The sequence below is a fragment of the Bradyrhizobium sp. MI1.11 genome (genome assembly GCF_055811255.1).
The window spans coordinates 18,287-29,447 of the sequence record NZ_JBVVPM010000075.1 but is presented as its reverse complement, the minus strand read 5'-3'; the positions used below and the strand labels follow the sequence as shown (position 1 = coordinate 29,447).

Sequence of the window (11,161 nt, the reverse complement as noted above, 5' to 3'; positions counted from 1 at the left end):
CTACAACGAAGTCCGGCCCCATAGCGCGATCGGCAACAAGGCGCCGATATCGCTGTTGAATGGCTCATCGGCGCCCCGGCCGGCATGAGCTAAACCCCGGAAAATTCCAGCATCAGCTGGCCTAGTTTTGGGGAGCACTTCAGTACCGGGGCCAGCTCTCTTCAAACTGGATTAAGCCCGTGGGGCAAGGTCACGAGCGATGTCCAGTGTGTCCGGAGCTATCGCTGAAAGTTGGTGACGGCGGGAATCGGAAAGGCGGCATATCGTGGGGGTGCTTGACGCCTCCACTTCTCCACCGAAGGAGCGATATGCCATGTCCAACGATAACGTCATCCAGCTGATTCAGCCAGGAATCTTCGACGGTCAACTCACAGAAGTCTTGCGCAACGGGGCACGTGCCCTTCTCGCCAAGGCGGTCGAGGCCGAAGTCGCAGACTTTCTCGGCCAGCATGCCGATTTGAAGACCGCGGACGGCCACCAGCGCCTCGTGCGCCACGGTCACCTGCCGGAACGCGAGGTGATGACCGGCATCGGTCCGGTCGCCGTCCGCCAGCCACGTGTACGCGATCGCGAGGCGGCCGCTACCGATCCTGGTCGCATCCGGATCTCTCCGTCGATCCTACCGCCCTACATGCGCCGCTCGAAATCGATCGAGACGCTGCTGCCGATCCTTTACCTGAAGGGTATCTCCACCGGCGACTTCTCGGAGGCGCTGGCGGCGCTGCTCGGCAAGGATGCTGCCGCGTTGTCGGCATCCGCCATCGGTCGGCTGAAGGACGGTTGGATCGACGAACACGCCGCGTGGCAGGGGCGTGATCTGTCGGCGAAGCGCTACGTTTACATCTGGGCCGATGGCATCCATCTGGAGGCGCGTCTCGAAGACGAAAAGCAGTGCATCCTGGTGCTGATCGGTGCGACGCCGGAAGGCCGTAAGGAACTGGTCGGCTTCACCGATGGTGCCCGCGAGAGCGCGTACGATTGGCGCGATCTGCTGCTTGATCTGAAGCGGCGCGGGCTCGCCGTGCCTCCGCGGCTCGTCATCGCCGATGGAGCGCTCGGCTTCTGGAAAGCTGCCGGCGAGGTCTGGCCGAAAACGCGCGAGCAGCGCTGCTGGGTGCACAAGACAGCGAACGTGCTCGCCAAGTTGCCGTAGAGCCAGCAGCCGAAAGCCAAACGCGCGTTGCAGGAGATCTGGATGGCTGAAACGAAGGTCGCCGCCGAGCTGGCGTTCGGCGCCTTCATCGAGAGCTACGCGCTGAAATACGAAAAGGCGGCCGACTGCCTGAACAAGGATCGGGACACGCTGCTGGCTTTCTATGACTTCCCGGCCGAGCACTGGAAACACTTGCGGACGACGGACCCCATCGAAAGCACCTTCGCCACCGTGCGCCACCGCACCATCCGATCGAAAGGCTGCCTATCCAAGGACGGCGCTCGCGATGGTCTTCAAACTGCTTGAGGCCGCGCACAAAAGCTGGCGTCGTCTCGATGGCCACAACCAGTTGCCAAAACTCGCTCTTGGTGTGACATTCAACGACGGGATCGAGGTCGTCGCTAAACCGACTGACCGTCAGCCCATAACCGCCGCCGCCTGACCGGCCCGCTCGTCACCAAAAATTGGCGATAGCTCGTGTGTCCGGTCGCCTGGCTCTTGCCAGAATTGGTAGGTTCGTTCCGCGCAGTACTCCGCTAAACGACTAGAGCCCTTCTGCCGGAAGTAGGCGGTGCAACTTAAGACCAGAAGCACTCGAGGAGGGGCGACTTGGTAAGAATGAACATGGCGACTCTGACCAGGAGTAGAACTCCACAAGTAGGACGGTCCGCTCCCTCTCTCAAAGGAGAAAACCACATGACCACTCGCACGCCATGGAACGCACCCGACGATATGAAAATGCCTCTTGACCTGGTGAACCGGTTGATGCCAGCGGGACGGAAACTCGCCAAGCCAGATATTGTTGAGCTATGGCGCAGTAAGGTCAGCGCAAACGCGTCAAGTGTTATGCTCGGCGCTATTGAGTTAATTGAGCAGGGGTTCGCCCCAGCGGCGATGGGGCGCGATGTGGCTTGCTGCTGCTCCCCCTGTTGTTGTGCAACTACTGTCACAAATCCGATAGGAAGTCGCGTGAACTCGCCGTCTTGTGCTGAAGAGGCGAACACCGGACAAGGGGAATAGTCCCGCGTTCGTTTCGACCGGAGCCGGCTGCATGCAAGTCATGTCGATCTGGGTAACAATGTCTAATGGCTCCGAATGGAACGGAGACCTCGGTGCCTTCCGAGAGACTCTGGCGCTTGAATACCTAGCCAAGGGCATCTTGATTGCTGGCCATGAGGCCAGGATTGACTTGGACCGATTGGCGGTAGCACCGCCCGCGTGTTCGTCTGATTTTGGCGAATCCAGAGCGTATGTTATGCACGTGCGAGCGGCGACTGCAAGAAGCGGCAGAGATCAAGCGGCTGCGCACCGGGTACATCACCCTTGCAGGCGGAGGCCGTGCGACCTTCCTGCCGGATCCGTTTTTGAACGGTCCATTGAATACGTCGTGCCCTGTGAGGGCATGACGCCGCTGAAATCTTTGCTGAAGCGGAATGACGGTTTCAAGAGCCACGTCTCCATTTTCGGTCTGCGGCCGTCTGCCCGAGCGGGAGGAGTTCACATTAGGGCCCGTCCGATCACGGTCATCGCCGACGGCGTGCCTCAATCTCCACCGCACATGAAGCGGGAGTTCCGCGACCGCAAGTTCAGCGACCGGATGACGCCAGCCGCTAGGATACCCGGCAGCTTCGGCCCTGCGCCTAAGGTTCTGATCTGCTCGCTCGGGAAGATGAGCGTCGGACATTATCAGCGGCGCGATAGCGATTGCTGGAGCAGGATTTCGTTTTCCGCATTGGGAAACGAGGCATTCATGAACGGGCAGCAGCAGATGACGGCCTCGGCCGAGATGCTGCGTCTCGACGGCTGGATCAAGCGTTTTTTCGCAGGCGCCCACACCGCCCACATCTGCGTCTGCAGGCGGTGATGCGGGCGCGGCGGTGCCCTGGGGGCAGCGCTTATTTGTACGAATCGATCTCGACGCTCGATGCAAACATTGTCTGGGTCAAGGTGCTAGCTCGCAGCTCGCGTGATTACACCTCAGAAGAAAGCCAAGTGGCTCATCCGGTTCGTGGAGTGCCGAGTTACTCAACAGTTTCGATCGAACAACCAGGGCTCGCGGCCGGCGGTCGGCCATACGGAACTGTTTCGCAACACGTGACGGGGCCGCCCCGGTCGCGCTCCCGCGGGAGAGGGTAGTGGAATGGATACAGAGGCTACCTTCACCGCGCTGCCGGTGCAAATTGTCGATCTCTCGAACGGTATTCTGGTTCGCCGTGGCGCGACCCGATTACAAATCGAGGGCCCCGGCCTTCGGCTGGTCCTTGAGCTGATTTTCGCGCTAGCCTGCGCGGAAGGTACATCGAAAGCGGAAATTAGCGATCTGGTCTTGCCCAGATTCACCGGTCTCAGCGAACGTGATGTGAGCTTGCTTGTCGACAACCTGATCGCCAGTCGTCTGCTGCTGCCGCGCGTAGCTGGCAGTTCCGAGACAGACAGCGACCCATCGATACAGATTTTCCGATGGCAGTGCGGCGAACGAGAGGGCCGCTCGCTGGCGCAAGTGCGGCTTGCGATTGCCGGCGTCAACCAGATTGCGCGCGAGCTCAAATCGGCGTTGTTCTCTTCTGGCATCGAACAGGTGGCCGTGATCGACGATCCAGCCTTGCGCAGCACACGGCTGTCCCACAAAGATGGCACCATCGATATGGCGGCGTGGGCCCACGCCATGCCGCTGCAGGAGGAACATTGCGCCTCCTTGCTGGACTCCAGGATCGATCTCCTGCTAGCGGCGAGCGAGTTTGGCAATCAACATGCATTTCGTAGATGGAATCAACTTTGCGTCGAACACAGGATCCCCTTCTTGCCGGTCCTGCTCACGGACAACATCGGCCAAGTCGGCCCGCTGGTGCAGCCTGGCCACGGGCCCTGTCTTGAATGCTTGCGAGCCCGCCAAAATGCCAATCTTCACCGGCCCGATGCACTTCGGGCGTGCGAAGAGACAGGTCAGCTGCACCAGGATGCGATTGGCTTCCTACCGGCAACGGCGAATGTCCTCGGCGGCATCGCCGCCATCGAGGCAGTTAAATATTGGCTCAACGCTCGCGATTTGGAGAGTCTAGGGTACATGCTGGAATTCGACCTATTAAAGTCTGTGATGATCAGACGCAAGGTTCTCAAGATCCCGCGCTGCCCTGTCTGTGCGGCCACAAGGACGCAGTCATCGATGCAGCTCTCGAAAACGCCCACTATTTAGGATTTCTCATGAATGCGCCGGAATTTAGCAATTTGGCTCAGGTGGTCGAGGGCATTGTGGACGAGAAGGTCGGCCTTGTCGCTGTGCTCGAAGAGGCCCGGCCCGAACCCGGCGCACCTAACTTCTTCCATTTCCGGGCCACAGCGTGCAACACGGCCGCGTTTGCCCGGCAGGTCAACTTCCGCCATTCCGGCGGCGCCTCCACAACCCGCGACGGCGCCATGGCCAAGGCGATCGGGGAAGCGTTGGAACGCTACTCGCCCGCGTTGTACGACGTGGAGCAACTGCCGCTGTTCTCTTGGCAGAATGCTCATTGCGCAGCAATAGACCCCGACGAATTCGCGCTTTACACCGCGGATCAATACCGGCAACCCGGCTTTCCTTTCGTTCCGTTCCGGAAGCACACCGAGATCCGTTGGACTCCCGCGATGGATCTGCGCAGTGGGTGCGAGGTTATGGTGCCCGCCTGCCGGGTGTTTATGCCCTATCTTTTCTATCTCGGCTCCGGTGAGAATCCGATTGATCAGCCGATCTCGACCGGCCTTGCTTGCCACGGCAATTTCGCAAAGGCCGCCATTACCGGGCTCTGTGAAGTGATCGAGCGTGACGCAGTCCTGATCGCGTGGCAGGCGGGGTTCAGTCCGCCTTCTATCCGGATCGAAACCTTGTCCGACGACCTTTATGATATCGTGCAGCGTTTCTCATCCAAGAGCTTGAAGGTCGATATGTTCGACATCACCACTGACAATCGTGTGCCGACCATCCTTAGCACCATGCGCGGCCTCAATCCCGAGCAGCCGGCGCTCGTCGTTGCTGCGGCTTCCTCCCTGAACCCAGCGGAGGCCGCGCGCAAGAGTCTAGAAGAACTTGCCCATTCCCGCCGTTATTGCCAGTGGGTCAAGTCCTACGTTCCGCGTCTGAAGCCGGATCCGCCCGCATTTGACTGTGTCGTCGATCAGATGACGCATTTAGGTTTCTATGTTGATCATGAGAATCTCCACTATGCTTCATTTTTGTTCGCCTCCGATCGCCGCGTAGACTTCGGATCAATGGCAAACGGGGCAACTGGTGATGATGGCGAGGACCTGAAGCAGCTGGTTTCTAGGATTGCCGCGACGGGGGAGCGCGCGCTGATTGTGGATTTGACCTCGACGGACGTTGCCAGCCTCGGGTTGACCGTAGTGCGGGCGTTAATCCCTGGCTATCAGCCGCTGCATATGGGCTTCAAACTGAGATCGAGAGGCGGGCGGCGGCTGTACGAAGTGCCGCAGCGTCTAGGATATCCCGGGATAGGTGCCGGGGAGATGGATACTGCGGCGCCCCATCCCTATCCATAATGGAATGACATGGAACCTACTAATTGGCTAAAACAGCGTGAGACCGAAAACAACGAGGAGCGGCTTTGGGAGCTATTTCATGAAAACTCGAAAGTGACGGGTTTTCATCGAGGCTTCTTCACCGGGGCGATCGCACGCCAGATGGCGGAGCAATATGATCACTTCGCCTTCGACGGCTGTGCGCGTGTTCCGCTGCCGACGGTTGGCGAGCTGGCGTTGCCGCTCGGGGTCGCGATCCGGAGGCGACGGACACCACAAACCCTCGCCCCTGGACGGAGCATTCGGCTCGGCGAGCTTTCCAGCTTGGTGTTCCACGCGGCTGGGATCACGCGGCTCCAAAGCAACGGGTTGTTTCCGCGACCATTCCGGGCGGCGCCCTCCGCGGGCGCCATGTATCCGCTTGACCTTTTCGTCTACGCCGCGCAGGTAGAAGGCCTGCCGACGGGCCTGTATCACTATAATCCCCACCGGCACGATCTTGCCGCTCTGGTCCAAGACGATTGTTCACGGCAGCTTTCCGACGGGCTGGTGCAGTCCGAACTTGCTTATAACGCCATCTTCCTGGCCTTTATCGTCGCCACCTTCGAAAGGTCCACACAGAAATATCAAGAACGGGGATACCGGTTTGCGCTGATAGAGGCCGGCCACATCTGCCAGAACCTGCTGCTCGCCGCAGTTGCCCACGATCTTGCCGGAATGCCGATCGGCGGGTTCTACGACGCCAGGATGGATGCGTTTCTCGAACTCGACGGGGTCACCCATGCAACCGTTTATGCAGTTGCCATTGGGGCACCACCGCTCGCACCACCCAAAGATCACTCCATGGAATAGTCACGCCATACAATTGGCTCAGAGGTGCTCCCGCTCGATGCGTTCAGCTTCTCGGCCGTATCCCTCGGAAGCTTGGCTGGCTGCCCCGCTACCGACCTAGGCTTTCTCGACTAGTGCAGCCTCTGGGGCGTGCAGCCAAACCTGGTCGCGAGTGACGTCACTGCCGCCCAGCGCGAGGAATGTTTGCCGGCGTGATCCAGAAAGATCCGACCGCTCAGGTCCGCACCTCGCGCGAAGCCTACCGTCCTCTTGGTCGTCATTGCTCCCCTCTCAGGACTTAAGACCTCTGAACCGCCCCGGGATTGCCCGAGGCCATTTGAGTTTAAGATATGCCGCAATGGCCGGTTTTTCCAGCATCGCGTAGTAGCGTTGTTCGGCCTCGGCCGGCGGGATGTTGCCGATGGGCTCCAGGGCCGCCGGTAGTTGAACCAGTCCATCCATTCCAGGGTCGCGAACTCGACTGCCTCGAAGCTGCGCTATGGCCCGCGCCGATGGATCACCTCGGCCTTGTAGAGACCGTTGATGGTTTCGGTTGTCATAGGAATCTCCAACACTGCCGACCGAAGGCTCTACAACGGCTTCAGCCAGGCGTTCGGTGTATTTGATCGAGACGTATTGGGCCGATTCAACCGATCGTCGCAATACTTTGTGTATGGCTCACTCGGAGCAATACGTCGAGAGCTTCCGCTGGTGCTTCCAGCCGAGGGTTTCCGGGGCCTGGTGTTGAGTGCAAGAGCCACGCGCCTCAAGGTCATGGGCGTGTGTGCATTGAGAGGGGTGCCCTTTGGGAAGTACTGGCGCAGCAATCCCCTGGTGTTCTCGTGGTACTGCGCTGCCAAGGACTATGAGGATCGCAGAAACACTTGAACGCCTGCGTTGACCTTCAGGCGCCCGTGCTGCGCCAGCTCGGCTCCTTGATCCCACGTCAGCGCCCGCCCAAGTTGCTCCTGCAAGGTGACAATCGTGCGGGTGATAGCCTCGCGCACGGCCTCAGCGCCATGCCCGGCGAGTACGGGTCCATTCTTTACGCGAGCTTCGTGGCTATGGCCCATCATGCGCGGCACATGCAGCAGCATGGTGAATCGTGTCGTGCGCTCCACCAAGGGGGCCGATCCCGGAACTTCCAAGGCCCACGATGAGGTCACCTTCCCAGTGGCCCGGCACGGCTCGATCAGTTGCCTCCGCCGGACGTTGATTGATCATGATTTCGGGAGAAATGAAGCTCCTCTCTTTACGGGCGCGCGCTCTCGGCATTCGCGGGGGCCCGCCCGGTCCGCAAGTAGGCCGTCAGTTCGCGACGCAAAGCTCCTCGACCTTGTACATACAGCGCCTGCTAGATGGTTTCGAAACTGACGCGCATCGGAGTCGAGCCGAAGGCGGCGAGAAATCTGTTCCGGGCTCCACGCCGTCGCCTAGCGCCGGTGCTGTCGATGCACCGCCCGTCGCCCCTCCATAGGACCTTCGGGCCAACGATGGGCACTCCGTCGGGCCTGGCCATCATACCGGCAAGCCTGTTTCGCACATAATTTTGCAGAACTGGATTACCGCCAAGTTCGTCGGCTTTGGCCGTCGGGCGGACCGATCAGCGTGCCATTGTGCCGTGGTCGCTCGATACTCCCGAGCACCGTTGCGCCTGGCGCCATTGGGCTTGAGTTCGCGCGATGTCGTACACGGCGGCCGCTTCAGCTGCCGAGCAATGGCTCGTATGCCAAACAACTGCGCAAGCAGGATCGCAATCTCTTCGCGTTCGGCGAACGTCGCCCAGACGGCACTCTTGATGACGGTGAGAGATGCGTTGGTCGCATACCGCCCGCCCTTCGGGAGCGTCGCACTCCACCAGTTAGCGACATCTCGGCATCAGTCGCAGCCCTCTTCGCTCCACCATCCCAATGCAATGGCGATCCAGAACTGCCTGCAATTCTCGCGGCACGCCCGATTCAATAACCGCATCGAACCTCCTTTGCTTCGCGTTGCGACGACCGGCTGAATCCGCTTTGGCTGCCCTGTCGCTGTGGTGCACGAGCTGCGGTTTGCAGCCGACTTGGCTGCAATCGAGGTCACTGCCTACCAGCGCGACGGGGGCTCGCTGGTGTGATCCAGAACCATCCGAACCGCTCGAGTCCGGACCTTGGGTGAAAACTTGTTCGTGGTCTTGCTCGTCATGGCTCCATCCCCTCAGGAGTTGCAGCCTCCGGCAAACCCGGGCAGGTTCAAATCGGCTGACAAAGAAGCATCAGCGTGCGATCATGAAGCATTCCGCCGATATGGAGGCGCAGCTGGTGGAATCGCTAGGAGCTGTTTCTTCGATCAATATGCGGATTCCGACGAAGCCGGCCATGCATTCCAATTCGAAGCCGGCCGGGTATTCCGATCTGAAGCCGGGCCACCCGTGGCGTCGTTCGCATGGGTCAATTTCATTGATGTCGTCGAGGGCTGGGAAGGTCAAGAGACCGGTTGATCTTGAGCGGTTTGCTTCTGCTTCCTCGATTAAAGCTCACCGGTGCGCCTCCGGCGGAAGCGGGGGGAGCACAACCAAGCCATCGGCCGCTCGCGCGGAAGCCGCACAAACAAATCCAACTGCGTCGTCATCAATCGCTTCAACAAACGCGCCTACAAAGGCCGTAATGTCATCGAGCGCTGCTTTTGCAAAGGACTTCCGGCGCATCGCCACCCGATACGACAATGTAAGGGTCCGCCACTGGCCGTGCGGCGCGAAGCTCCGCAAGCGCACCCCTTGGCGGCCCCAGCCCCGCAGCGGGACCATATTGGCTTTGGATCCAGGTCTCGTCGATGAAGACCAGCCGGCCCGGATCGACCGCAGCCTGCCAGGATTGCCAGCGTTTGCGCCTGCGAGAGACGTCAGCGCGAGCCTGCTCAAGGGCGAACAGTGTTTTTGTATCGGAGTCCCTCCCGGCGCAGGAACAGTCAGACCGCGTTGTGCGAGACCTTGACCCCGTGAGCTGCCAGCTCCGCCTTCAAGCCATGCAACGTCAGGTGCGGCGTCTGAGTGATCCGCCCGACGATGAAGGCACGGTTGGGTTCGAGCACAGGATTGCGTTGGCCGCTCATCTTGCCGGGCGCAACCGAACCGGTGGCCGATGCCGCTGCGACGACTTCACAACTGACGAGACCGCAACGCCAGACCGTTCCGCCACGGACCGGCAGCTCTCGCCTGCCAAAGCCGACGCCACAACGCGCTCGCGAAGAACCAGGGAAAGCGGTCGGGTCATGCGATGCTGGCCTCCAATCCAGTCAGCATTTTGAATCATAAACGGACAAGATCCGGAATCCCCTCGATTCAATTAAGAAAGGAAACGCTTTAACCCCGGCAGAGGCTCCACCAATCGAAGCGGAGACTCTGTTCAGAAGACCGGGACCAGCTCTGTTAGCCACCCAGGGCACAACCGAACGCCCAACAGCTTGGTGGCGCCGTTCCCATAAAATCCAAGAGCTGACGCAAATGAAAGCGGCTTGCCACGAGTGGGCGAGGGTGGCCGACGACTTAATGGCCGCTGCCTTGCTGAAGACGGCAGAGAAACACGGCGGCAGTTCTTCACCCCTACGACCGCGGTCGCCTGAACGGACTGAAGTTTGCGGTTCGACGCGCCTGGTGAGCCAGATGCCAAAGAAAGCCCCGCGCGAGCGGGGCTTTCCTTCAGAGCCTTGAGAATCAATACGATCCGACGACTGGCCCGCCGAACTTAAAGTTCATGCCAACCTTGGCCACCGACAGCTTGTTCTTAACATCGTTGGCGATTGCGGGGTCGCCTGCGAAGGCCGAGAAATCGCGCGCGATGCTCTTCTTGTCGAACTCGACATAGTTATACTCGATGAATGCGCTCCAGTTGGGCGAGAACGCGTATTCCGCACCGAAGCCCAGCAGCCATCCCCACGTGGTGCTGGAAGAACTCACAGCCCCGCCGCCGAAACCCACAGGGACGCTGAAGTTACGATCGGTGTGCATCCAGGCTGCACCTCCCTTGAGGTACACAAGGGTCCGGTCGGCAACAACACCGCCGACCCGACCCGACACGGTCGCCAGCCAGTCGCTCTTGGACGTGCACGATGCACCAACTCCGAGGCACGGTGTGGTGCCCTTCACGTCCGTACCAGCGATGTCGCCGTGGACCCCAAAGACAGTCCAACCGGACTGCCAGTTGTAGCCAGCCTGTCCTCCGCCGAGAAATCCGCTTCTGCTGTTCTGGGTGACCGCGATTCCACCCGGAGCGGGCACTCCTGTGATCGCGGTCAGCGAGGTCTCGGTGGTGCCCCAACCTGCGCCGGCGTGGGCGCCCATATAGAAGCCCGTCCAGCTCCAGACCGCGGCGGGAGCCGCCATCGGCACCTTCATGGCCATGTCGGCGGCGAAGCTCAGGCTGGTGGAAGCGAGGAGAATAGCGGCAGCCGCGATCTTTGTTTTCATCGTGAGTCCTCGTAGAAAACAGTTGTAGGAGCCTTCATAAAGCAGGTGTGGACTGTGGGTGCAGCTACCAAAATTGGCAGGCTCCGGTTAGGGATTTGGATGTCCGAAAAGTGCTTACGCGAGCTTTTTGCGCTCGGGACGATGCTGCGGCACTGGGTCTCCGGACTCGCCTCATAAGATCCCCTCGAAGGCTGCCATGTGACAGCGCAGGACCGTCTGGATGT

General features: G+C 60.3%; 5 protein-coding genes and 6 pseudogenes. 6 read left to right on the top strand and 5 right to left on the bottom strand.

Features of this window, described 5'->3' with window-relative positions:
* Positions 1–313: 313 nt before the first annotated feature.
* The 5 genes and pseudogenes from AC0L30_RS38660 (at position 314) to AC0L30_RS38640 (ending at position 6,514) form a co-directional block, all read left to right on the top strand.
* A pseudogene (locus AC0L30_RS38660) lies at positions 314–1,595 on the top strand (IS256 family transposase).
* Positions 1,596–2,555: 960 nt separating this feature from the next.
* Positions 2,556–3,017 carry a hypothetical protein gene (locus AC0L30_RS38655; protein WP_473309141.1) on the top strand — a complete coding sequence of 154 codons (462 nt, stop codon included), beginning with the start codon at positions 2,556–2,558 and terminating at the stop codon, positions 3,015–3,017.
* Between the two features lie 276 nt (positions 3,018–3,293).
* Positions 3,294–4,346, top strand: a complete 1,053-nt coding sequence (locus AC0L30_RS38650; RefSeq protein ID WP_473309142.1) for a TOMM precursor leader peptide-binding protein — start codon at positions 3,294–3,296, stop codon at positions 4,344–4,346.
* Positions 4,347–4,354: 8 nt separating this feature from the next.
* Positions 4,355–5,683, top strand: a complete 1,329-nt coding sequence (locus AC0L30_RS38645; RefSeq protein WP_473309143.1) for a YcaO-like family protein — start codon at positions 4,355–4,357, stop codon at positions 5,681–5,683.
* A gap of 9 nt (positions 5,684–5,692) precedes the next feature.
* Complete coding sequence (locus AC0L30_RS38640) at positions 5,693–6,514, top strand: SagB/ThcOx family dehydrogenase (protein WP_473309144.1); 822 nt, start codon at positions 5,693–5,695, stop codon at positions 6,512–6,514.
* Positions 6,515–6,784: 270 nt separating this feature from the next.
* Here the strand turns inward: AC0L30_RS38640 and AC0L30_RS38635 are convergent.
* The 3 pseudogenes from AC0L30_RS38635 to AC0L30_RS38625 all read right to left on the bottom strand — a co-directional run.
* A pseudogene (locus AC0L30_RS38635) lies at positions 6,785–7,147 on the bottom strand (integrase core domain-containing protein); the annotation flags it as partial.
* Positions 7,140–8,464 (bottom strand): annotated as a pseudogene (locus AC0L30_RS38630) (IS30 family transposase). The pseudogenes AC0L30_RS38635 and AC0L30_RS38630, both read right to left, overlap by 8 nt.
* A gap of 25 nt (positions 8,465–8,489) precedes the next feature.
* Positions 8,490–8,677 (bottom strand): annotated as a pseudogene (locus tag AC0L30_RS38625) (IS3 family transposase); the annotation flags it as partial.
* 314 nt (positions 8,678–8,991) lie between these two features.
* Between AC0L30_RS38625 and AC0L30_RS38620 the strand changes: the two are divergent.
* A pseudogene (locus AC0L30_RS38620) lies at positions 8,992–9,201 on the top strand (IS5/IS1182 family transposase); the annotation flags it as partial.
* Here the strand turns inward: AC0L30_RS38620 and AC0L30_RS38615 are convergent.
* A pseudogene (locus AC0L30_RS38615) lies at positions 9,198–9,744 on the bottom strand (transposase); the annotation flags it as partial. The pseudogenes AC0L30_RS38620 and AC0L30_RS38615 overlap by 4 nt on opposite strands.
* Before the next feature lie 440 nt (positions 9,745–10,184).
* The gene (locus AC0L30_RS38610) at positions 10,185–10,937 is read right to left on the bottom strand and encodes an outer membrane protein (RefSeq protein ID WP_473309145.1); all 753 of its coding nucleotides are present in this window, start codon (positions 10,935–10,937) and stop codon (positions 10,185–10,187) included.
* Between the last annotated feature and the right edge of the window lie 224 nt (positions 10,938–11,161).

Excerpts from the sequence above, each read along its gene's own strand:
- AC0L30_RS38610 (WP_473309145.1), bottom strand. The coding sequence starts at position 10,937 with ATGAAAACAAAGATCGCGGCTGCCGCTATTCTCCTCGCTTCCACCAGC.
- AC0L30_RS38640 (WP_473309144.1), top strand. The coding sequence starts at position 5,693 with ATGGAACCTACTAATTGGCTAAAACAGCGTGAGACCGAAAACAACGAG.
- AC0L30_RS38655 (WP_473309141.1), top strand. The coding sequence starts at position 2,556 with ATGACGCCGCTGAAATCTTTGCTGAAGCGGAATGACGGTTTCAAGAGC.
- AC0L30_RS38650 (WP_473309142.1), top strand. The coding sequence starts at position 3,294 with ATGGATACAGAGGCTACCTTCACCGCGCTGCCGGTGCAAATTGTCGAT.
- AC0L30_RS38645 (WP_473309143.1), top strand. The coding sequence starts at position 4,355 with ATGAATGCGCCGGAATTTAGCAATTTGGCTCAGGTGGTCGAGGGCATT.